Origin of the sequence: Roseovarius marisflavi (assembly GCF_900142625.1) — a bacterium.
Lineage (GTDB): Bacteria > Pseudomonadota > Alphaproteobacteria > Rhodobacterales > Rhodobacteraceae > Roseovarius > Roseovarius marisflavi.
Genome location: NZ_FRBN01000019.1, coordinates 21,579 through 45,869, shown reverse-complemented (window position 1 = coordinate 45,869; position 24,291 = coordinate 21,579). Strand labels below are relative to the sequence as shown.

Here is a 24,291-nt window from a genome sequence, read left to right as displayed (position 1 = left end):
ATGGCCAGTGATATCAAGGTCGGGTTGATCGGGGCGGGCTATATCGCGGGCTGGCATGCCGATGCTTTGCGCGCCACGCCCGGCGTGCGGCTGGCGGCGGTCTGTGACGTCTCGCGCGGCGCGGCCGAAGCGCTTGCCTCGGCGCATGGTGCGCGCGCCTTTGGCTCGGTCGAGGATTTGATCGCTTCGGGCGCGGTTGAGGCCGTGCATATCCTGACCCCGCCGCAAAGCCACGGCGCCCTGGCCAAGACTTGTCTTGCCGCTGGTCTGCATGTTCTGGTGGAAAAACCCGTGGCCCTTTCGGGCGATGAGGTGGCCGAGATCAACGCCGCCGCAAAGGCCTCGGGCCGCCATTTCGCCGCCGGGCATAATTTCATGGGGCTGCCCGCCTATGCCCGCCTCAAGCGCAAAATCGCGGCGGGCGATCTGGGGTGTTTGTCGAGTGCCGAGATCACCTGGTCGTTCCCGCTGGCGCCGCTGCGCTCGGGGCCGTTTGGCCTCTGGATGCTGCGCGAGCCGCGCAATCTTATCCTCGAACTGGGCCCGCATCTTTTTGCCTTTGCGCATGACCTTTTCGGCCCGGTCACGGTAACGGGGCTGAGCCTTGGCAAGCCGATTGATCTGCCCGGAAGCGGGACGCGCCCGCAAAGCTGGCGGATCACGGCGCGGGCGGGGGATGTGGATATCGCGTTCAACCTGCAACTGGTGGAAACGCTGGATGACCGGTCTCTGACGGTGCGCGGATCATCGGGGGTCGCGCGGCTTGATTACGCGGCGGATGTTCTGACGCTGGCGCATGAAAACACCGCCGATCTTGTGCTGAACCCGCTTACGCGGCAGATGGCCGCCGGCTGGGAGCATTGGCGCGAAGGCACGGTGAACGCCGCTCGGCAATTTACCTCGCTCAACCGCAAATCGCCCTACGCGCTTAGTTTTCAGGGGCTGTTTGCCGGGTTTTACGACGCTATTCGCACCAATACCCCAATGGACGCGCGCTTTGACGGGGCGGCGGCGGGATCGGTGATGCGCGCGATTGATGCGACGATTGCCCTGATGCCCGATCAGGGCCGCGAAACAAGGGTTTTCCCCGCCCCGCGTCGGGCGCCCAAACCCACCGCTTTGGTCATTGGCGGCACCGGGTTCCTGGGCCGCGATCTGACCCGTGCTCTGGTCGCGCAGGGGCGTGATGTGCGGGTGCTGTCGCGCGGTGCGCATGGCCCCTTTGCCGATCTTGCCGAGCAGGTCGAAACCTGTCCTGTCTCGCTCAATGACGAGGCCGGGCTTGTCGCCGCGATGGAGGGGATCGACGTAGTCTTCAACCTTGCCCGCGCCCTTGGCACGACCTGGGAGGACTGTCTTGAAAACGACGTGGCGGTGTCTGACCGGATCGCGCGTGCGGCGCTTGCGGCGGGGGTCAAACGCTTTGTCTATACCGGCACGATTGCCTCTTATGATATGTCCGACCCGGCCCAACGGATCACCGAAGCGACCGGCTTTGCCGCCGATATGAGGGATCGTAACCTCTATGCCCGCTCCAAGGCGGAATGCGAGGCGCGGCTTTGGGCGATGCACCGCAACGAGGGGCTGCCCCTTTGCATCGCGCGCCCCGGTATCGTGGTCGGGCGCGGGGGGCCTCTGCAACATTGGGGGATTGGCCGCTGGCATGGGGCAGGTGCGGTTCGGATCTGGGGACCGGGCAACAACCCTTTGCCGTTTGTAATGATCGGCGATGTGTCCGATGGGCTTATTCGTATGGGCGAACAGGACGCGGCCCTTGGTCAGTCGTTCAATCTTGTCGGCGACGTTCAGCTGTCGGCGCGCGCCTATTTCGACGCCATTCACAATCGCCTTGGTGCGCGCATTCGCGTCACATCGGGCAACCTGACCGCGCTTTGGGCGGCGGATGCGGTGAAATCGGCGCTGAAAACCTATGCCCTGCGCCGCCCCGGCGTGATCCGGGCCTCTTTGCGTGACTGGAAATCGCGGGCGCATTTTTCGCCGTTTGACAACAGTCAGCCGAAATCGGTTCTGGGCTGGGCGCCGATATCCGATCACGAGGGTTTTTTGCAAAAGGCGGTGGATGAGGCCAATTTGATGGGCTTCTGAGGCTCCCCTGCAAGGGGCATACAATCTCTCTTTTTCGGTCGCATTGTCGCCGGATTTATCCTGTCTACCTGATCGGGCAGGCAAAGGAATTTCAAATGGCTGAGCAGGGCCTTTTCAGGTTGGCGGAGATCACGTGCCTTGGCGCGCCACTTCGCTTTGGGCGCTGTCGGGGGATGGCGCCATGAAACTGTCGCGCTATGAGGCCCACATGCGCCGCCGCGCCGCGCGCCGTGATGCCCTGGAAAACCCTCACTCCCATAGTCCGGATCAAGAGGATATCCTGTCGCCCGAGGCCGATGAAGCCACGCAAGAGGCCGACGAGGCGCCCTTTGCGCTGAGCCCCGAGATGATCGCGCCGCCGCTCGATGAAAAACCGCTTGTGGCAGAGGCCGACGGGCAACTGCCTGAGCCTGAGCCTGAGCCTGACGTCGAAGACGCACCGAACGTTGCAGATGCGGCCGAAGACGAGTCAGAGGTTATCGTCGTCCCTGTGCCAGAGGTTGCCGTGGTCAATGGCCCTGTCGAACAGGCACCAGAAGACGCGGTCGATGAGGTGCCTGCGCCGTTACCTCTGCTCTGGCCAAACCTGCGGTCCGTGCCGCTTGACGCCAGACATCTGACGCGCAACCGCCTGATCACTGCCACGCGCGAAGACCCCGCTCACGTGGCCTTTGACGTGCTGCGCACCAAGCTTTTGGCCGCCCTGCGCGCGAAGGGGTGGCATCGCGTTGCGATCACCTCGCCGACGCCGGATTGCGGCAAGTCTTTCGTCGCCGCCAATCTCGCGATTAGCCTCTCGCGTCAGCCAAGCGTGCATACCGTGCTTATGGATCTTGATCTGCGCCGCCCGTCGCTTGCGCGTACCCTCGGCCTGTCTGCGCCGGGGCCGATTGCGTCCTTTCTGAAGGGCGATACCTCGCTTGAACAACAGTTTGTCCGCCCCGCCGAAAATGCGCTGAATATTGGCGAGAACCTTGCCTTTGGCCTGAATGATCGCGTCGAATCCTATGCCGCCGAACTTTTGCAGGCGCCCCGGACCGGCGAGGTGCTTGACAATCTTTATGCCCGCCTGCGCCCCGATGTCGTGCTGTTCGACATGCCGCCCGCGCTTTACTATGACGATGCTCTCGGGTTCCGCCCGCAATTCGACGGGGTGCTTTTGGTGATCGGCGGCGGGCGCAGCACGGCCCAGGAGGTGCGCGATGTCAAACGCCGCTTTGGCGCAGAGACCCCGCTGCTTGGGGTGGTGATGAACCGCGCCGAAGATGGTGACATCGCGAAATACGGTTACTGATTGCCCAGGATCCGAAGCGGGATGACCCGCTCGTGGATAAAGCGCAAGATCAAGGGCAGGCTGATCAAGGCAAGGATAAAAGCGCCAATCGCTTTTGCCGCCTGCTTGCGCCGCTCGTGACGCAGACGCACGACCGGAATTGTCACCACCGGGCTGATGTCTAGCTCTTGCTCAAGCTGCGCGGCGGTGCGCAACGCCGGATTCATGATCTCAAGCAGGAACGCAAGGCCAAGCCCAACAAGAAGGCTGGCCACACTGCCCGCGAGCGCAAGCTTTTTGCGGCTGGTCGAGACCGGAATAGCAGGCGGAATCGCGGTTTCCAGAATTTCGAAGCGTTCTTGCTGCTGGCGGTTTTCCAGAACACTCGACATTTCGGCCTCAACGCGGTTGCGGGTGATGGTGTTGAACTGCTCCTGCAACTGGGTCTGCTTGCGCACCAGAGCGCCCAATTCGCGCTCGACCCGCGGGGCGGCGGCAATCGCCTCTTCGATCCGGGCGATGCGCTCCCCCACAAGGTTGCGCTGATCGGTAAGCTGCTCGACCTGGCGCGCGAACACCGCTTGGCGTTGGCGCGAACTGTCGGTTTCAAGCGCGATGATCTGGCGGTCAATCTCCAGCATGGTTTCATTCAGCATGTTCAATTGCGTGCGCGCCGCACCAACACTGGTCGGCAGAGCATCGGCATTGGCGCGCTTGAATTCCGCGATCTGGGCCTCAATATCGCCGATCTGTTCGCTGACGCTGGCCTCTTCCGCGCTATAAAATCCGAGGGTTTCGCGCACAAGCGCCAGGCGGCGTTCGCGGTTCTGAGTGAGTACGGTATCGACAAATTCATTGGCAATATCGGCGGCCTTTTGCGGATCATCAAGGCGCACCGTGACGCTTAGCCCCGAGGGGATTGTGGCCACACCCTGAAGCCCGACGGAAATCTGTTCGATCCGTGTCGAAATCCGCAGGTCATAGATCTTTTGCGTCAGCGGCATGTTTTGGGCTTTGGCAAAAAGCGCATGCTCGTCGATCACCTTGATCAGGTTGTCGCGGGCCATCAGCCGCTGTTCGATCAATTGCAGCCGTTGCATCGCATCCGTCGGCACGACGCGTCCGGTGATATCGCGGCCCACTTGCGGGGTTTCAATCTGGATGACCGCCGTTGCCTCGAAGGCACGTGGTTGATTGAGCGCGAAAAACACCGCACCGACGCACCCGGCCAGCGTCACAAATGCAATAAGCCAGATCCTGCGGCGTAGCATGCGAAATAAACCGGGTAAGGATTGGATCGAACCCATCATCCACCTTTCAGCGTCGTTTGAAACGAAAAACCGCCCGAGGTGCGTAAACATCGGCCAAGTGCCGGGGGCAATGCCCACCTCAAACACCCTGCCGACCGAATGCCCCCAAACGGCCCTGACAGATTTTTGTCTAATCTTCGCCTTAATTTAGCGATTTGGCCACAATCCCGCCACAGTTTATTTGACCGGGAATGGAAACACTCTGTTCTTGGGCGGCTTCACGGCGCGGACAGCACCACAACGGCCGCGACAAGGCCCTGGGCGATGACGATGCGGCCGACCATCCGCGCGCCCGCCTGAAAGGGCGGGCAAGCGCGCGTGAACCGCGCCTCGAACTGCCTCTTGTCAAGGTCGATGCCGGTTTCCAGATCGTGAAACTCAAGCATCTCGCGGCTGAGCGGATATTGCGCCTTATAGGCAGCCTCTTTTGCGCAAAAGATCACCCGGCCCATAAGGTCATGATCCTTGACCGCTGCGCGTTCCGGCCCGGTGCAGACCGTCTCAACCATGTCCGCTGGCAATACCTCTGCCGGTTCAATATCAATCCCAAGGCCGGTGATCGCACCCCGCCGCGCCACCAGGGCAAGGCAGGTGCCGCCGCCATGGCTGATGCTGCCAGTGATCCCGTCGGGCCAGATCGGCGCACGATCCGGGCCGGGAAAAATTGCGGTGCCGGGCACGTCAAACGTGGCCATGGCATCACGTGCCGCGCGTCGGCCGGCGGCAAATTCGCGCCGCCGGGAAGGGATGGCGCGGCGCATCGCGGCGCTTTCTCCGGGCCAAAGCCCGGTCTCGGGCGCGGTGGGATCGGCGCTGCCAAGCGCGACACCCGGCGGCAGGACCGCACGTAACGCGGAGACCAGCACCGCCCTAGCCTTGGCGCGCCGCACGCATGGCGCGCCGCCGCGACATCGCATCGGCCCGCGAGGTGGCGCGCGCACCAAGCACCTCTGGCGCGGTTGGCTTGGCCTGTTCTGGCGTCACAATAGCGCCAACGGGGACATCGCCGCGCGCCTCTGCCACCCGCGCGGCCAGGGCCGCCAGCTTGGGAAAGCGGAAAATGTCGGTGATGCTCAACGCGCTCGCCGCCAATTCCTGTCGGATTTCGCGATGCGCCTGCACCGCCAAAAGCGAGTGCCCGCCAAGGTCAAAGAAACTGTCCTGCGGGCCGATCTGCGCCATGCCGAGAATGCGCGACCAGATCGCTGCGATATCGCGCTCAAGGGTGCTGCCCGATGCGGCAGAGCTGACCATGGTGTGCGGCGCGGGCTGTGCCAGCGTCGGCGCCGGAAGCGCCTTGCGGTCCACCTTGCGGTTGGGCGTCAGCGGAAAGGCATCAAGGCGCACGAAATGCGCAGGCACCATATGCGCGGGCAGAACGCGCGCAAGCTGTGGCTTGAGCGCCTCAATCTCGGCAGAGCCACGCAGATAGGCCACCAGGCGGGTATCGCCGGGGCTGTCTTCGCGCGCCAGAACGGCCGCCTGATCGACACCGGCGCAGGCCTCCAGCGCGCTTTCAATCTCGCCAAGCTCGATTCGATAGCCGCGCAATTTGACCTGCGTGTCGGCCCGCCCGATAAACTCGATCTGCCCATCGGCGCGCCATCGCACAAGATCGCCCGTGCCGTAAATCCGACCGCCGGGGCGGAAGGGATCAGCGCGAAACCGGTCTGCGGTCAGATCATCGCGATGCAGATAGCCGCGCGTCACCCCGTCGCCGCCAATCCACAATTCGCCGGGCGCGCCAACTGGCACGGGACGCATCGTGTCGTCAAGAACATAGGTCTGGGTATTGGCAATCGGGGTGCCGATCGGCGCCACGCCTGTGCCCGCGGCGGCAGGGGCGGTGGTGGACCAGATCGTGGTTTCGGTCGGCCCGTACATATTCTCGATTCTAGCGCCGGAAATCTGCGCCAGTTCACCTATAAGCGCACCGGGCAAAGGCTCTCCACCGAGCATCAGATGCTTGATGCGCCCAAGCGCATGGCGCGCCTCGTCATTCATCGCGATCATCCGCGCCATCGACGGCGTGCACTGCAGATGCGTCACGCCATGGCGTAAAATCTGTGCTGCGATGGAAAAGTCATCCTCACGGATGCTGCCCACGCGATTGCTTCGCTCAAGCACCTGCGCCAGCGGGCGCAACCCGTCCAGAACCTGACGCACCGGGATGCCGTAATCAATCAGACAGGCAACCTCGTCCACGCCGATCCGCTTGAGTTCCTCAACCCGCGCGACGCAATCCTCGACCGTGCCGAACAGGCCCGAGTCCTCGAAATACCGCAGAAAGGCGAAATCAAGGATGCCATCCAATTCCTCTTCGGAGAGCGACCCAAGATCAAGCTCGAACGGATTGCTGACCCCTTCGGGTTTCTTGAAGGCGGGAAAGGCCCAGGCATATTGCTTGATCAGACCAGCCGCAGAGCGCAGGTAATCCTTCATCGGTTCGCGCGCCACGCGCTCGGCCTCGTCGCGCGATTGCGCCACATAGGTATGCAGCATCAGCGTCACGGTGAAATCAGCCGGATCATGCCCTGCCTCGCGCAGCGCCGCATGATAGAGGCCGATTTTCTGATGCACTTCGCTGACGGATTGGCCAAGCAGATGGGTCAGAACATTGGCGCCATGCGCCCCGGCCTCTTTCCAGGTGGCCGGATTGCCCGCCGTTGTCACCCAGATCGGAACATCTTTTGACACCGGGCGCGGTTGGGTCACGACGCTATGCAGGCTGCCATCGGCGCGCGGGTATTCGACTGCCTCGCCCTTCCACAGCTTGCGCAGATCGCGGATCGCGTCGAACATGGCGGGCTTGTTGTCGGGCGGGGTGTTTTCGGGGCGCAGCACGAAATCATCCGGCTGCCAGCCGCTGGCAATGGCAAGGCCCGCGCGCCCGTTGGTGAGGTTGTCGATCACCGCCCATTCCTCGGCGATGCGGGCGGGATGATGCAGCGGCGCGACACAGCTTCCGGCGCGCACGCCGATGTTTTGCGTTACCGCCGCCACCGCCGCCCCGGTTACCGAAGGATTGGGATAGGGGCCGCCAAAGGCGTGAAAGTGCCGCTCGGGCGTCCAAACCGCGCAAAAGCCGTGGGTGTCGGCAAATTGGGCGCCTTCCAGCAGGGATTTGTATTTGTCACGCCCGGTGCCATCGTCATTGCCCCAGTAATAAAGGCTGAATTCCATTCCGCGATCAGAGGTGGCAAGATGCCCCGACGAGACAAGCGCGCGGGTTTCATCGCCGCTCAGCACAAGCTTGAAGCCGCGCGCGAGGGCATAGAAAAGTTCCAGCACCGAAATGTCGAAATTGAGGCTTGTCACCGCAAGCCAAACCCCCGGCGGATCATGCGCAATGCGCTCGTCCATCCCGGCAAAGAAATTCGCCACGTTGCGGTGTTCGACCATAACCCCCTTGGGCCGCCCGGTCGAGCCGGATGTATAGATCACATAAGCAAGGTCATCCACACCGGCACCGCCTTCGGGGGCAGTGGCGGGCGCGCGCTCAAGGCGCGGATCGTTATCAAGGCAGAGCACCTCTGCGCCAGTCTTGGGAAGGGTCGGGGCCAGCGAGGCATGTGTTATGACCACGGGCGCGCCACTGTCTTCCAGGTAAAGCGCAAGCCGCTCGGCGGGATAGGCCGGGTCCATCGGCACATAGGCCCCTCCGGCCTTCCAGATGGCAAGCGCCGCCACGATCATATCGGCCGAGCGCGGCAGGCAAAGCCCGACCAGAACGCCGGGGCCAACCCCCATTTGACGCAGCACATGCGCGGCGCGATTGGCACGTGCCTCAAGCTCGGCGTGGGTCAGGGCCTGATCCTCGAACACCAGGGCCGTGGTATCGGGGGTGCGCGCGGCGCGGGCCTCGATCATCTTGTGAAGCGGCAAGGGGTCATAGGTGCGCGCGGTGCGGTTCCAGCTTTGGGTGACAAGACGATGCTCGCCCTCGGGCAGGGGGGGCAAGTCGCCGATCGTGCTGTCGGGGGCGGCGCGACCCAAATCCTCTAGCCGTTTGGCAAGTAGGTCGGCCATCGCGGGCGAGAGGCGCGCGGGATCATAGACAAGGCCTGGCTCGGGTCCAAGGTCCAGCGTGAGCACCGTGCCGGGGATAAGCCCGCTGCCCTCAACCCGCAGGCCAAGGTTGGGCCGGTGCCCGGCGTCAAGGCCGGGGTCGCGCGCAAAGATATCAAGCGCAAAGGCGCCTTTGCTCTCGGCGCGTCCAAAAGCCGCCTCCATTGCTGTCTGCAAGTCCGCCAATGTGTTGCCCTCGGGCAGGGTCAGCGGCACCCAGGGACAGGTATGACCGGGCTGTTCGGCTGCGCTGACCGCCTTGCCGCGATAGGCCAGCGTCGCGCCCGCCTCACCCGCAAGGCGGCTTGCCCAGAGGGCCGCAACGCCAAGCAGCGTGTTGCCCGCAAGGTCAAGTGCGCGGCGCTCTACGCCCGCGCCATCCCCCGCCGCAAGCGGCAGGATCACAGGCCGCATGGCCCGCAAGGCCCCGCGCCAATAGCCGTCATTCGGCGCAAGATCGGCCATGATCCGGGTCAGATCGTCCGCCGTATTGTCCCGGCTCAAGATCATGCCCGGCGTGGCCAGTTTGACCAGATCAATCGCTGTCCCATCCCCGGCGCGCAGATCGCTTAGTCGCAGCGCGCCGTCGCGTGTCGCAACGCTCAGGTGGTTTTTGGTGACCTCAAGAACGGTTTCGGGGGCGGTGGTTTCACCGGCCAAAATTTCGGCCCGCCCTACCAGAACCACCTGATCGCCCAGCATGATCCGGGGCATGCACAGCGGGTTCAGATACCCGCCATGATCCAGCGCGCGCACCAGCCGGGCAAGATTGCTTGCGGGCTTGGTGAAATCCAGCCAGGCGGCGGCTTCGGGCCGGTCGGCGCGCGCGAAATAGGAGCGCGCGTCAAGGTCCTGCGCCACGGCACCGGGCAGGCCGCGCTCTAGCTGATCCATCACGGCATCAAAGCTATCCAGCGCCGCGCCATAGCATTTCGCGTTGAGGGTAAAGGCGGTGTCATCGGGCGCGATATCAAACAGGCGCTGCTCGATGATGCGGCCCTCATCCACCCCGCCCTCGATCAGATGCCAGGTGATGCCGTGGCGCGCCTCGCCCTGCATCAACGCCCAGACCGGCGCGTTCAGACCCGCATAGCGCGGCAATGGCCCGTCGTGAAAATTCACCGCGCCCCTGGTTGCCCCTGCCAGCACGCTGTCGGGGAGAACCGACAGGTTGGCAATCGACAAAAGCCAGTCAAACGACACGCCGCTTAACGCCTCGGCCAAGCCCGCGCCGGGGGCCATCAGGGGCAGGCCCTTGGCCTCGGCCCAGGCCCTTACATCGGCGTTGCGCGTGACCACGGCCGTGATCGCATGCCCGCGTTCAAGCCAGCCTTCGCCACAGTTGAGGGTCAGCGATTCATTCCCGATCAGAAGGGCGCTCAGCATCATCTTATCCTCATTCTTCAGCCACGGCACGCGCGCCCTTGCGGGCACTTTGAGGCCCGCGACCTGCAATATCCCGCAGCGCCGCGCGCAGGTCACTTACCAGTAAGCTTCGCAGGAAATGCGGCGGACCAGCGGCCCGTTTGCGCCGGGCGATGCGCCAGACCTGTCCCAGCAGCCCGCCGCCCAAATGCGCCAGCGTTGCCGCCACGGCATAGGCGCGCCCGTGGTTTTTCACGAAATAATGCCGCCGCGAGGCGAACCAGTAATCGGGCACCCGCGCCCAGGTTTTCATGCCGGTGCTGACCGAGCCGATATGCTCGACCTCGCTCTGGCGCACGAAATGGGTTTGCCACCCGGCCCGCGCTGCGCGCAGGCAGAGGTCGGTTTCCTCGAAATAGAGGAAAAACTGTTCATCAAACCCGCCGATCTGGTGCAGTACCTCTTGCCGGATCATAAGGCTTGCACCCGCCAGCCAATCGATCGGGCGATTGGCCTCGGGCACGGGAAGGGGCACGATGTGGCGCTTCAACACCCGGCTCACCGGGCCCATGCGTGCGGCCCCTTCAAAGTCACCAGCGATCGAGGGAAAGCGAAAACAGGACACATGCGCCGCCCCGTCAGAGCCATGGATATAGCCGCCAGCAAGGCCCGCCTCGGGCGTGTTTTCAAGATGCGCCAGAAGCCGCGCTATCGCATCCGGCGCCGGAAAGGCATCGGAATTCAGGATATAGACGTAATCGGGTGGTGTGCCATCGGACAGTCCGGCACGCATGCCCGCGTTATTGCCCGCGCCAAAGCCGCCATTGTGGCCCGATTGCACCACCCGCACCCGGCTCTGGCCCTTGATGCCCTCTTGCATGGCCTCGAATGACCCATCACCGGACTCGTTGTCGACCATGACAATCTCGCCCGCGATACCCTGCATCGCGACCTGCGCCGCAGCGCAGGATTTCAGGCTCATCTCTGGTGTGCGCCAATTCAGGATGATGCAGAGAACGCGCGGGGTGTCTGTCATTCCGTGGCCCTCTGGGCAACAGGCGCGTCGGGGATATCCGCCTCGGCTCTCTCAATCGCGCGGCGGATGCGCGCGGCCAGAACCCGCACATTGGGCTCTAGCACCATGGAATCGTGATCGCCCGGCACCTCTGTCACCTGAACCTGCGGCGCATGGGCCGTCCAGTCGTTGTCGGGCAGAACATAAGCGCGCTCTGAATTCACCCAGAGCCGGTTCGAGACCTGCCATTTGCCCACAAGCGGCGGGCGGAACAGGGAGAGCGGGCCATCCCATGGGCGCAGGTCATAGCGTGCAATCGCGCGGTAAAACGCGGCCTCGATCTCGCTGTCGTGAAACTGATGTTCGGTGTTTGTCGCGGCCTCTTGCGGGCGGCGCTTGGCCTGCTCCCATCTGATCCGGTTGCGCGCCCAGTGCAGCGGGTAAAGCGGGCCGCGCGCGCGCAGTTCCTGCCATTGGATAAGCAGGCGATCCTTGCGCGACAGCGCACGCCGCTGGGGCAGGGGCGTGTCAAGCATGACCACCGCGCCCGCCTCTTCACCCGCCACGCGCAGTTGCTGTGCCATCTCATAGGCGGTGATACCGCCACCGGAAAACCCACCCAAAAGATAGGGGCCATGCGGCTGAATCTGGCGCATTTCCTTGATGTAGTCGCGCGCCGCCTCGACAAGATCGTCATGCGGCGCCTCGCCGCCATAAAGCCCGCGCGCCTGAAGCCCATAAAATGGCCGGTCATCGCCCAGAAGATGCGCAAGGTGACGTAGGTTAAGCACGTTGCCGAACATCCCCGCAACAAGGAAAAACGGCCGTTTCGGCCCGCCTTCGCCCCGGTGCATCGGCACCAGATGGGTGAATCGGCGCTCTGGCGTGCTTGGCTTGGCGGGGGCGGTGTTTGTGCTGGCCTCTTGCGGCCCGATACGCGCCTCGATCAGCGCGGCGCAGGCGCGGATCGTGGGCGCCTCGAACAGCACCGAAATCGGGAAATCGACCTGCCACGCCTTGCGGATCATCCCGAACAGCCGCACGGCAATCAGGGAATGCCCGCCGAGATCAAAGAAACTATCCTCGACCCCGACGGTTTGAAGACCCAAAAGCCCACTCCAGAACTCTGCCAATCGGGTTTCGATCTCGCCCTCGGGCGCGACGAAATCGCTTGCAAGGTCGGGGCGGTCGAACTTTTGCCCGCCCTCATCGTGGCCATGCGCGGCGTGCTCGGCCTGTGTGCACAGCGTGTCGAGGTCAAGCGAGGATACGACCACCTGTGACAACCTGCTGGCAAGCGCGCGGCGAAACGCCTCTGGGCCCTCGCTTGGCAAAATCCCCTGTTCAAGGTTGTGCTGAAGCCGTTCCTTTGCGGGCGACAGGTTTTGCGCCTCGCCGTCTTGACCGGGGTCAAATTCAATATCCCGCGCGGTCGGCGCGCTGAGCGCAAGCCCGCCCTCTTGCCGACGGATCGCGAAATTCTGGATATCGACAAGAACACGGCCGCTTGCATCGCAGATCGTGATGTCGAAACTTGCGGTTTCGGCCCCGGCGCGGTTGTCGCCCGCATTGCGCACATGGCTAAAGACCTCGCCCGTCAGCGGCCCATAGACCCGGACCGCGCCATAAGACATCGGCACCCAGAGATGCGTCGGCGCATAGCCCTCGATCAGCTTCATCGCCCAGCCAGTCGCGATGTCCATCAGGGCCGGATGCAACAGATAGCCCTGCGCGAGATCGCCCACCGCCATCTCTGGCAGGCGCAGATGTGCAAGCGCCTCGCCTTGGCCAAATCCCATGGCGCGCAAAACCCGCCAGCGAGGCCCGAACTCAAGATGCGCCTCTTGCGGGGCGGTCAGGGGAATATCGCCCGCCTCTTGCCAGTTGTCCATACGCTTGCGAATGGTCGCAAGATCAAGCGGCGCAGGAGCCGTGAGCGGCACAAGGGTTACGCCCGCCTGTGCGTTGCTTTGCCAGCCGTGACGCCCGGCCAGGGTCGACGCGCTTTGCACTTCTGCGTCATAGCCCGCGTTGCTGCGCGTCAAGCGCAGGCGCATGTCGCGGGGGCCTTGATCCGGCATGTCGAAGGGCCGCAAAAACCACAGGTCGCGGATTTCAAACGCGCCCTCTTCGCCTTGCGCGCGCAGGGCTTCGGCCAAAAGCTCCAGATAGCCGGTGCCGGGCAAAAGCGCCTGACCGGCCTTGGTGCGATGCTCGTCAAACACCCAGGTTTGGGCCGCGCTATAGCTCGCGTGGAAAAGCCGGTTGCCCTCGGCGTCATGGCTTGCCGTGTCGATCAGCGGCGCCGTGACGGGCACACGCGGGGCGGGGATGACATCGCCCTTTTGGCGCGCAACCGCCTCGGCGGCCATGCCGACCTTGGCCCAGATCCCCCAGTTGAGCGCAAGCACGCGGGTCTTGTCGGCGCTGCGCGATTTGGCATAGGCGTTGAGGTATTCGTTCGCCGCCACGTAATCGACCTGCCCCGCAGGGGCGGTCACCGTCGAGGTCGAGGAAAACAGCACGAGCCAGTCAAGCGTTCCATCGGGGAATACCTGTTCAAGCACCTGTGTGCCATGAATTTTCGGGGTAAACACATCCTCGATGCTGTCCGGCCCTTTGCTCAGAAGTGGCGCATCGGCGATCACGCCGGCGGCGTGGATCACGCCGTTGACGGGGCCAAACCCGGCCTCGATCTGCGCCCGTGCGGCGCGCATATCCTCGATGTTACAGACGTCTGCCGTGACCACCATCACGCGCCCGCCAAGCCCCTCTAACCGCTCGATCGCGGCAATCCGGCGCGCCAGCGGATCGCCCGCGCCACGGGTCGCAACATAGCGCGGCCAGTCGTCGCGCGCGGGCAGGGCACCGCGCGACATCAGCACGATACTGGCGCCATTCCTGCGGATCAGGTCTTCGGCCAGGGTCAGGCCGATGCCGCCGAACCCGCCGGTGATCAGCACCGTATCGCCGCCGCAAATCGGTGTCTTGCCCTCGGGGATCGGCTGGGCGCGGTACTCTTGTTCATAGCGCCGCGCGCCGCGCAGGACCGCCACGCGGTTGCCGGGCTCTTGCAGCAGATCCTCAAGCACCTGCATGACAAGTGCGTCGGGCATCCCGCGCCGGGTGTCGGGCATGGGGATATCAAGGCTGGCGCAGGTCACGCCGGGCATCTCGCGCGGGATCACCCGCAGCGGGCCCATCGCAGTGGCCTTGGCCGGGTGAGCAAGCGGCTCATTCTTGACCTGCGCCGCGCCAGAGGTGATCGCGGTGATATGGATCGGCGTCGGCAGGCCCTCGTCGGCCATGGCCTGAGCGAGAAACAGCAGGCAATAGAACCCCTGTTCCTGAAGCCGGTGGAAAAAGCTTGATCCGGGGCGGTGGCGTTCATCCGCCGTGACTTGCCAGAAATGCGCGATCCGGGTGGGCGCACGGCCCTCGGCGACCAACGCGCGGATCAGATGATCATAGCCCTCGCGCCCGCGTTCAAGCGAGAGCGCATAGCGCCCCGGCGCAAGTGCGGCAAAGGCGTCGCCGGGGATAACATACGTTACCGTATGTCCGGCATCTTCAAGCCGTTGACCGACCGCCTTGGCAAGTCCTGCATCGTCCTCAAAGACAAGCCAACTCTCGGTCGGGATCGCGTCAAGGTCGGCGCCGTCGCTAAGATCTATGTCGGAAAGTTTGGGCCGCCAATGCGGACGGTATCCCCAGTCGGCAATATCATCGCGCCGCAGCGGAAAATCGGTTGCTGCCTCGTGCCGCGCCGCGCCGGGGGCGATGAAATAGGGTTTGTGCTGAAAGGCATAACTCGGAAGCGGCACGCGCTGACGCCGTACCTCACCCCAGATCTGATCCCAGTCGATGGTGACCCCCACCGCCCACATCCGGCCAAGCATCGCCATGAAATATTCGTCATCGGGCGCCACGTCATCGGGATGGCGCAGGGTGCCGATCACCTGATTGGCGGTGATCGCGTCATGCGCCTGAGCCAGGGAGGACAGCGCCTTGCCGGGGCCGACCTCAAGAAACACCCGTGCCTCGCCCTCGGCAAGGCGGCCAAGGCCCTTTGCATACGCTACCGTATGGCGTAGGTGCCCAACCCAGTAATCCGGATCGGTGGCCTGCTGCGGCGTCATGTAATCGCCGGTGCGGTTCGAGATCAGCGGGATTTGTGGCGGATTGAGCGTGATAGAGGCGAGATAGGCGCGGAACCGGTCAAGGATCGGCGCGAGCATCCGGCTATGGGCGGCGATGTCGATTGGAATGCGCTGTGCCTCGATCCCCTCGGAGGCAAGGCGCGCGGCCAGATCATCAAGGGCGGCCTGCGGACCAGAGGCGACCGACAATTCGGGCGCATTCACCGCCGCCAGATCAAGGTCGTCCCCAAGCCAGGGGCGCAGGGCGTCGGCGGCCAACGGCACGCTCAGCATGCCCCCCGGCGCAACCTCGTCAAACAGTTGTCCGCGCAGATGCACAAGGCCGATGCAATCCTCAAAGCTCATCACCCCGGCCAGACAGGCGGCGGTGTTTTCGCCCATCGAATGACCGATAAGCGCGGTGGGGGTCACGCCCCAACTTTGCCAGAGTTGGGCAAGCGCAAATTCGGTGATCATGATCAGGGGCAATTGCACCGAAGGGCGCTTGAGCCGCTCTTGCGCCTCGGCCAGCCCTGCGCCGTCCGGCAACCAGATCGCGCGAATATCGTAATCAAGCCTGGGCTGAAGCAGGTCGAGTCCGCGATCCATCCATTCGGCAAAGACCGGCTCTGTCTCATAAAGGTCGCGCGCCATGCCCGCATATTGCGCACCACCGCCGGGGAACATGAACACGACCTGCGGGTCATGGCCCAACACCTCGTGGGTAAACACCCGGCGCGGATCGCCCTTTTCCAAAAGCGCGGCGGCGGCCTCGTGGCTGTCGGCGACCACGACGCGGCGGTGATCAAAGGCGCGTCGGCCCTCTTTCAGGGTCCAGGCGATATCGGCCAGCGGTTGCTCGGGATGCGCGCGCAGATGGCTGGCCAGCCGCGCCGCGCCACCGTCAAGAGCCGCCTTGTTGCGCGCCGAAAGGGTGAAAAGCTGAAACGGCCAATCGCCGGGCTCTGACGCGGGGCGCTCGGGCGGCTCCTGCAAAACCGCATGGGCATTGGTGCCGCCAACGCCAAGTGAATTGACCCCGGCGCGGCGCGGATGATCGCGCTGCGGCCATGGCCTCAGCCGCTCATTGACGGCAAACGGGCTTCCGTCAAAGCCAATCGCGGGATTGGGCGCCTCATAGCCAAGAGAGGGCGGCATTTCCTTGTTATAAAGCGCCAGCGTCGCCTTGATCAGGCTGGCCACACCAGCGGCGGTATCGAGATGGCCGATGTTGGTCTTCACACTGCCGATGCGGCAAAAATCCACCGCTTGGGTGGTCTCGCGAAACGCCTGTGTGAGGGCGGCAACCTCGATCGGGTCGCCAAGATAGGTGCCGGTGCCATGGCATTCCACATAATCCACGGTTTCGGCGCTTATTCCGGCAATCGCCTGTGCCTCGGCCACGGCAATCGCCTGACCGTCGACCGAGGGGGCCAGGTAACCGGCCTTGGCGGCACCGTCGTTATTGACCGCCGTGCCTTTGATCACGCCCCAGATGTGATCGCCATCGGCCAGTGCATCGGCCAAACGGCGCAGCACGACAACGCTGGAGCCCGAGCCAAAGACCGTGCCTTGGGCGCGATGATCAAAGGCGTGGCATTGCCCGTCAGGCGAAAGAATCTCGCCGTCCTTGTAAAGATAGCCGCGCTTTTGCGGCAGCTCGATGGTCACGCCACCGGCAAGCGCCATGTCGCATTCGCCATTCAAAAGCGATTGCGCCGCGTAATGCACCGCCACCAGAGAGGTGGAGCAGGCGGTCTGGATCGACAGGCTCGGCCCTTTGAGATCAAGAATATGGCTAAGCCGCGTGGTCAGGAAATCCTTGTCATTGCCGGTGTGGCGCAACAGGAACATGCCGACATTGTCGACCAGATCAGGGTTGGAACACAGGTTGAAATAGAAATAGCTGCCCATGCCGCAGCCCGCAAACACCCCGATGTTGCCGTCAAATTTTTCCGGCGGGTGCCCGGCATCTTCAAGCGCCTCCCAGGCGGTTTCAAGGAAATGGCGATGTTGAGGGTCGAGAATGGCGCTTTCCTTGGGGCCAAAGCCGAAAAACTCGCCATCGAACATCTCGAACCCGTCCAGCGGCGCGCCGAAAGGGACATAGTTTTTCTGGCGGATCATGTGCTGACTTTCGCCGCTCGCCAAAAGCTCGTCTTGCGACAGTTTGCGGATCGAGCTTATGCCGTTGCGCAGATTTTCCCAATACTGCGCGACCGTCTGCGCACCCGGCAGATGCGCAGCCATGCCGACAATCGCAATGTCATTGTCGTCGACAGATTGGGGGATCATGTCATCTTTCATCAAATCCACTGCTTAAAATATAGATGCTTTGATATCGCCAAACAATGCGAAGAATTCGGGGCAACTCCTTGGCAATACCATAGTTTTTGTCCCTTGGCCCTGCGCCCTACCACCCCGAAGCACGCGCCAGATTGCCAACCGCGTCAAGATTGACCCAGACCGCCAAGGCGCCGACCCCAAGCCCGACAAGCGCCATCGACGCGTCATGCAAAGGGTCCCACGCGCGCATCCGGCGCGCAAGCCAGACCACCACCGGATAGGCAAAGAGCATGGCCACGCCGTAACTTATCAGCGCTCCCATCAATCCACCCCATTCAAGGCCAAGGATTAGCGCGGCGATCATCACCACGGCCTTGACCAGTGTCAGGATGAAAAAGCGGCGCGAATCCCCGGCGGCAAGCGAGGCCTGATCATAGGTCATCACAACGATCTGCGGGATTTGCATGACCGCCATCATGACCACCACCGCGCCGGCCATTTCATAGCGGTCATCATACATCACCCCGGCAAGCCAGACCCCCAAAAGCGCAAAGATCGCCACAAGCGCCAAAAGCGCAAGGGTGACGGCAAAGCGCATGCGTCTGAGCTTGGCAAAGTTCTCGGGGCTCTCGCCGGGTGGCAATTCGCGGTAAATCGGGATCAGCAACCGCCAGGTGAGCATATTGCCCAGGAGCATCGGGAAAGAGGCCAGAAAAAACCCGATGTTATAGACGCCAAAGACCGAGAAACTAAGGTATTTGCCAAGGATAATCTTATCCGCCTGATTGAACAGAAAACCGCAAATCGTACTCAGAAAAATCCATTTGCCGAAATTGACAAGCTCTTGCGCGGCGGGCTTTTCCCACCGCACCCGGTTGCCCGGTCCGGGCAGAAACACCCAGTAGAGTACCAGCCCCACAAGCGCGCTGATCAATCCCGAAATGACAAGGGCCCAGACCGATTGAAGCCACAAGGCAAGCCCCACGGCGGCCAGAATGCCCGCGATCTGCACGGCGAAATCAATCGCCGTCACCCGGCCAAAGCGCAAGTGTCGCTTGGCGCTATCAAGCCGCGTCGGGTTGAACCCGGTGATCAGCAGAGACAGCCCCGCGACCGGCAAAAGCTGCATCAAGAGGGGCGCGTCGTAGATCTGCGCCACCGGCCAGGCCAGAGCACAGGCCGCCAGCCAGAGGCCGACCCCGCGTATCATCTGAATGGTCCAGGCGGTGTTCAGGAAATCCGGATCGTCGCCACGTTTGCTCTGCATGATCGCCGGGCTGACGCCGACATCGGAAAACTGCATCAGGCCCTGAATGATCACGCTGACAATCGCCATGATGCCAAAGGCCTCGGGAAACAACAGCCGCGCGAGGATAAGGTTCGAGGCAAGCCGGAGCACCTGTGAGCTGCCAAAGCTTGCCACGGTCAGCGCCGAAGAGCGCATCGCCCGGGCCAAAAGCCCGTCTCCTGAGAAAACCTGCGTTACAACGCGCACTCTAAACCCCGTGTTAACCCTGATAGCGGCTCCAAACCGAACTGCCGCAGCATTACGGCAGTTCTGCGGCGAATCCATTGAAATCGCCGGGCATTAGCGCCCGCGTGTCCATTCGCCGCTGCCTTTGCCCGTGCGCACGGCAAGCGCGACGGTGACATAGGCCAGAAACGCCATCGGCGCGCGCCGCGCGGCGCCGATGATCCAGTCACGCCCCGAGGGGCGGGTATCGTCATTGGCCAAAAGCGCGGGATAGGCCTCGGCAAGCTCGGCGACGCCGCGATCCTGTCTGCGCCGCACTTTGACAAGCGCGCCAAACCCCTCGACGAGGGGCCAGCGATACCCGGCTTTGACCGCGATGCGTTCATTCGGGGCGAAATTCAGCCGCGCAAATGTATCATCCGAAATGATACCGGGCCACTCGCCCCACCGCGCGCGCCCGGCGCGGTTCATGGCGAAAAACCCGCAACCGGGCACGCCATGATGAAAGAACGGCACCTGTCGGTAAAACCGCGCATAGGTGCGGCTAAAGGCGGTTTGCGGCGGCGGAATGATCACTCGCCCGCTGGCATGGGCCGGGTCCGGGCCGCTCAGGGCCTGTGCGATCTCGGCCAACAGGGGCGGTGTCACCTCTACGTCGGCATCAAGATAGGCAAGCACCTGACCCGTCGCCGCCCGCTCGCCCGCGTTAAGCGCGCCGGGCTTACTTCCCTGAGCAAGATCAAGCATCTGCATGCGCCAGCCCCGCGCCTCTGTGCGCGCGCGCCGCGTTTCGGCCTCGGGCACGGTGGTGTCGGTGCAGCCATTGGCCACAACGATCACCTCGAGTCCGCCCCCGGCCCAATCCGAGGTCAAAAGCGCGTCAAGGCAAGGCCCGATCAACCCGGCCTCGTTATGGGCGGGGATAATGACGCTCAGCGCGGGTTTGGCGTGATCCATCAACAGAGGGTTTCCAATTCTTTCTTGCGCAAATCTTATGCGCCCGCGCGTCCTGTGCTAAGCCCCTATTTAGCAAACCTTTCAAAAGCGAAACAGCAGATGCCAGAATTCCCGCCGACAAAACAGGATGCGCCGCTGAAACTTGGCTATCTCGTGCCCCAGTTTCCGGGCCAGACGCATATCTTTTTCTGGCGTGAGCTGGCCGATCTTGCGCGGTTGGGTGTTGAGGCCACTTTGTTTAGCACCCGCCCGCCGCCAACGGGCCTGATCTCGCATGACTGGTCAAAAGAGGCGATGGCACGCACCACCTATCTTGGGGAAATCGCGCCCTTGCCAGCGGTTGCGGGCCTGTTGCGCGCGCCCTGGGGCGATATTCTGGGCGAGGGTGGTGGCAAGGCGTTCTTGCGCGATGCCCTGATTTGCCTGCCTGCCGCGCGCCGCTTGATGGCCGAGTGCCGGGCGCGCGGGATTGGTCACGTGCATGCCCATTCCTGTGGTCGCGCCGCGCTTATCTGCGCGCTTGCGCGGCGGATGGGCGGGCCGAACTATAGCCTGACCCTGCATGGGCCGATGTCCGATTATGGTCCCGGTCAGGGCTTCAAGTGGCGCCATGCCAGCTTTGCCACGATCATCACCCGCAAATTGCTGGCCGAGGCCGAGGCGGTGCTTGGTCCCGACCTTCCGCGCGATGTCATGATTCAGCCGATGGGAGTCGATACGCAAGATTTCAAACGCAGCGCGCCCTACATCCCGCCCAAACCCGGCGCGCCCTTGCGGCTTTTTGCCTGCGGGCGGCTTAATGTGGTCAAGGGGCATCAGGATGTGCTGAGCGCGCTGCGCGTTCTGCTTGATCGCGGGATTGACGTGCAACTTGATATCGCGGGCGAGGATGACGCGGGCGGCGCGGGCTATCATCAGGCGCTTCAGGCGCATCTTGACGGCCTTGGCCTTGGCCGGAACGCGCGCCTTTTGGGTGCGATAAGCGCCGCCGAGGTGCGCCGCCATCTTTTGGCGGCGGATGTTTTCGTGCTGGCAAGCTGGCACGAACCGCTTGGCGTTGCCTATATGGAGGCGATGGCCTGTGGCGTGCCTACACTCGGCACCGATGCGGGCGGCGTGCGAGAGCTTATCACCCACGGCAAGGACGGCATGCTTGTGCCCCCGAAAGAGCCGGAAATGCTGGCCGATGCGATTGCCGCTTTGGCGGGTGATCCCGCGCTTTGTGCGGCTTTGTCAGAGGCGGGGCGGCGCCGGGTGGTGGATCATTTCCGCTCGTCCCTTGGCGCCGAGACCCTGATCAAGGGCGCGAGGCGCGCGATTACATCAGATCGTTAAGGGCGCGCTCTGCACCCGGCTCTGCGGTGAATTCCACGGCTTCGATGGCGACAAGCGTGACCTCGCTGTCCGGCCCTTTCAGGATCACGCGGGGGCCGTCACGCCGACTTGTGAAATCGGCGCGCGCGCCGGTCAAAACCGCAATATCGCGCCCCGCGCCGCCATGCAGACGGTCATTGCCGCCATGGCCGCGCAGGGTATCATCCCCCGCGCCGCCCAACAGGATATCGGCCTTGGCGGTGCCATTCAGCGTCACGCCGCTCTCGCTTGCCTGCCGCGTTATCCCCTGCAAAAACGCATCCGGCGTGCGCGGCTCGGCCCATTCGGGGGCGGTTTTATTGGCGCGCATCAAGGCGTCCCATCGCGGGTTGGTGTCGTTGAGATGGCGCAGCGCGCCCCAGCTTCCCCATTTCGAAGGGGCGGCGACATCGACAAAGGCGTTGAACAGGGTGCCCCCGGCCTCTGACCATCCCGCCAGCAGGTCGTCATAAAGCGCGCCCATCTGCGGGGTGTAATTGAACGCGGTAAAGAACCGGGTCAGCGCCTCGTTTTCCACTGCCGTGCCATGGCCGGTGACATGGCTTCCGCCTTCGTACATCACAAGGCGCAGATCATGGCGGCGGGCGACATCGGCGTGATAGGGCAAAAGTTCTTGCGTCAGTTCGCGAAACGATCCTTGCCGCAGGCTCGCCGCCGCCAGATCATAGGCAAGATCGCTTGCATGCGCGTCAAGATAGGCCTCGCGCGCCACGCCGGTAAGCCCCATCTCGACGGTCTTGGCCTCGGCCACTGCGCGACTTGCCGCGATCCACGAGAGCACGCTTTCAACCGTGTCCTCACCGCCCAGATCATGACCGAAATAGCCAGTGACGGCATAGGCATCAAAGCCTTCGGCGGGCGGGCGGGACAATTGGCCCCCGGCAATCGCCAAAGGCGCCTGCAACAGCGGCTCTTCCAGACCGGGCCAGCCGGTATGGGTGGCCACGACCATGACAAGGCGCGTATTGGCCCCGTCGCCAAACACCTCGCGCCAGATCGCCGACATCTGCGCGCCGCGCAGGCCGGTGAATTGAATCCAACCATCCTCGCCCGCCTCTTCACCCCAAAGGTCGGCGGCGGCGTCGCGCGCCCAGACCGCCTGGGGAAAGATGAAATTCCAGACCTCGTTGGAATATTCCACATGCGCGCGCAGGTCGGGATCAAGGTGATCGCGCACATATCCGGCAAAGGCACGCATATAGGCATCATCGGCGGCGTGGGGCATGTTGAACCACGGATCGGCGCCGACCTCATTTGCAAGCGCCACCATCACCTCGACCGGCACGCCGCGCCAGACATAGCTTGCATCGTTCAGGGTTGGCCGGTCATCCCATGTGGTCTGAACCGAGCCGTTGGTGAACATCCAGTCCATGAACCGCAGCACCCGCATATCGTCGATACGATCAAGCCAGAGCGGGTTGAAGTTCACCCCAAGGTCGCTCAGCGCCAGTTGGTCCTCGCGTATGATCGTGATGTTGCGCAGCGGATCATCAGGATCGGTTTTCAACAGGCTGAGTGCGACCGGCCCATCACCGGGCGTCACGTCAAAGCGGACCTCGCGGAGGCGATAGTTATAGCGCACATTATCGGCCCGCCCGGTGACCCGGATCACACCATCGCCCTCGTACCGCAAGAGATAGCGGCCATTGAGATGGCTTGCCCCGGTCGGTTGATCGCTCAGAATAAAGCCCTCAAGCGCGCGCGCACCTTCAGGGATCGCAAGGGGCCAGCCGTTGGCGTCAAGATAGCCGCCCGCGCGCAGGGCCTCGGTGGTGAATGCGCCCCAGTCCTCGGTGCTATGGCCGATCCAGGGGCGCGCGGTTTTCATCACGTCAAGAAACGGGTGCTGGCTTGACCAGTCCGACACACCATTCAGGCCCATCCCGAGGCTTGGAGACTGAACCCCGATGCCGGGCAGGGCGGTACTTGCCGTTTGCCGGCCCGCGGCAGCGGCATTTGCCTGCTCGGGGGCTAGCCCAAGGGCTTTTGAGATATCGTCGACGATCTGCGGATACCTCTCGCGCACCAGCGGGTGCAGCGTGTCGGGCAGATCAAATCCCTTGGGCGCCGGGGCCTCGTAAAACGCGCCATAGGTCACGAGGGCGGCGAGGAAATAAAGCGTGTCGGTGCCATGCGGCGCATTGTCGGTAAAAAGCGCCTCTACGGGCACATCCGCCAGAAGCCCGGTTTGCAGGGCGGACAGGATCGACGAGACCGGCACGAGCGTCACATCCACGCCCGGGCGCGCGGCGCCAAGCGCCGCGAGGTAGCTGTCATACCAGTTGCGGTAGTCGCCCGTCGCATAGGCATGCCAGCGGCGTAATCCGCGCCTGGAGGGCGGAAACGTGCGGGCAAAGCCACCTATGTCGGGCCAGCCCTCGTAAATCATGACGCGCGCGCCGGGCCAGGCCTCTTGGGTCCAGTCAAGCACCTTGAGCGTCGCGGAGAGCGGGCTTTGGGCGTCGGGGTTGTCGCCCTCAAAGGCGGCATCGGGGGCCTGATATTGAATGAAATTCGCCGGGTTGATCATCACCGTGTCAAACCCGGCGCCTGCGCGCGGCGCACCGGCGGATTTGACGCCGGGAAAGGACCAGTTCGGCTTGGGGGGCAGATCGGCAAAATCGCGCAGAAAGCCCCATTGACCCGCCGTCGCGAAAGATCTGCCATCCGCGCGCGCCAATTGGCCAAGCCAATAGGGCACGGCCGTGCCGGGGCTGTCGCTCAGGTGATTGATCAGACTATTGCCGAAAATATAGCTTTTGACGCTGTCGCGCCCGGCCAGGGCCGGGGTGGCCGTCAGCATGGCAAGCCCGGTGATGAAAATTCGTATCCAGTTCATATCGTTCCGATGTCCCGCAAAGCCCCCACTCGGGGCAATATAGGCGCAGTGGGCGCGCCTTGCCACAGGCGCCAGTGCTCTTGGC

The 24,291-nt window shown here is 63.4% G+C and carries 11 protein-coding genes; 3 read left to right on the top strand and 8 right to left on the bottom strand.

What is annotated here, in order from left to right:
* Together BUB78_RS14870 and BUB78_RS14865 are read left to right on the top strand one after the other, a co-directional pair.
* Nucleotides 1–2,106: an NAD-dependent epimerase/dehydratase family protein gene (locus BUB78_RS14870; protein ID WP_073199330.1), complete on the top strand. Its 2,106-nt coding sequence runs from the start codon at nt 1–3 to the stop codon at nt 2,104–2,106.
* Nucleotides 2,107–2,239: 133 nt separating this feature from the next.
* Nucleotides 2,240–3,400, top strand: coding sequence for a CpsD/CapB family tyrosine-protein kinase (locus tag BUB78_RS14865; protein WP_073199327.1), 1,161 nt, complete (start codon nt 2,240–2,242; stop codon nt 3,398–3,400).
* Here the strand turns inward: BUB78_RS14865 and BUB78_RS14860 are convergent.
* The 7 genes from BUB78_RS14860 to BUB78_RS14830 form a co-directional block, all read right to left on the bottom strand.
* Entirely contained in the window at nt 3,394–4,650 is a 1,257-nt protein-coding gene (locus BUB78_RS14860) for a Wzz/FepE/Etk N-terminal domain-containing protein (RefSeq protein WP_245813512.1), read from the bottom strand. The two genes, BUB78_RS14865 and BUB78_RS14860, sit on opposite strands and share 7 nt — an antisense overlap.
* Nucleotides 4,651–4,907: 257 nt before the next feature.
* Nucleotides 4,908–5,555 carry a 4'-phosphopantetheinyl transferase family protein gene (locus tag BUB78_RS14855; RefSeq protein ID WP_245813510.1) on the bottom strand — a complete coding sequence of 216 codons (648 nt, stop codon included), beginning with the start codon at nt 5,553–5,555 and terminating at the stop codon, nt 4,908–4,910.
* 4 nt (nt 5,556–5,559) lie between these two features.
* A complete protein-coding gene (locus tag BUB78_RS14850) occupies nt 5,560–10,143 on the bottom strand; it encodes a MupA/Atu3671 family FMN-dependent luciferase-like monooxygenase (RefSeq protein ID WP_073199367.1) in 4,584 nt (1,527 codons plus the stop codon).
* A 10-nt stretch (nt 10,144–10,153) separates the two neighbouring features.
* Nucleotides 10,154–11,158, bottom strand: coding sequence for a glycosyltransferase family 2 protein (locus BUB78_RS14845; protein ID WP_073199323.1), 1,005 nt, complete (start codon nt 11,156–11,158; stop codon nt 10,154–10,156).
* Nucleotides 11,155–17,571, bottom strand: coding sequence for a type I polyketide synthase (locus BUB78_RS14840; protein WP_245813508.1), 6,417 nt, complete (start codon nt 17,569–17,571; stop codon nt 11,155–11,157). The genes BUB78_RS14845 and BUB78_RS14840 overlap by 4 nt, the downstream gene beginning before the upstream one ends.
* Nucleotides 17,572–17,689: 118 nt before the next feature.
* Entirely contained in the window at nt 17,690–19,057 is a 1,368-nt protein-coding gene (locus BUB78_RS14835; RefSeq protein ID WP_084732888.1) for an oligosaccharide flippase family protein, read from the bottom strand.
* Nucleotides 19,058–19,150: 93 nt separating this feature from the next.
* Nucleotides 19,151–19,993 (bottom strand): glycosyltransferase family 2 protein, encoded by an 843-nt coding sequence (locus BUB78_RS14830; protein ID WP_073199317.1) that lies wholly within the window; start codon nt 19,991–19,993, stop codon nt 19,151–19,153.
* Between the two features lie 99 nt (nt 19,994–20,092).
* Here BUB78_RS14830 and epsE point away from each other — a divergent pair, with 99 nt between their 5' ends.
* Nucleotides 20,093–21,328, top strand: a complete 1,236-nt coding sequence (gene epsE / locus BUB78_RS14825; RefSeq protein ID WP_073199315.1) for an exopolysaccharide biosynthesis GT4 family glycosyltransferase EpsE — start codon at nt 20,093–20,095, stop codon at nt 21,326–21,328.
* Here epsE and BUB78_RS14820 read toward each other — a convergent pair.
* Nucleotides 21,312–24,206, bottom strand: a complete 2,895-nt coding sequence (locus tag BUB78_RS14820) for a type I secretion protein (protein ID WP_073199313.1) — start codon at nt 24,204–24,206, stop codon at nt 21,312–21,314. The genes epsE and BUB78_RS14820 overlap by 17 nt on opposite strands.
* Nucleotides 24,207–24,291: the final 85 nt, after the last annotated feature.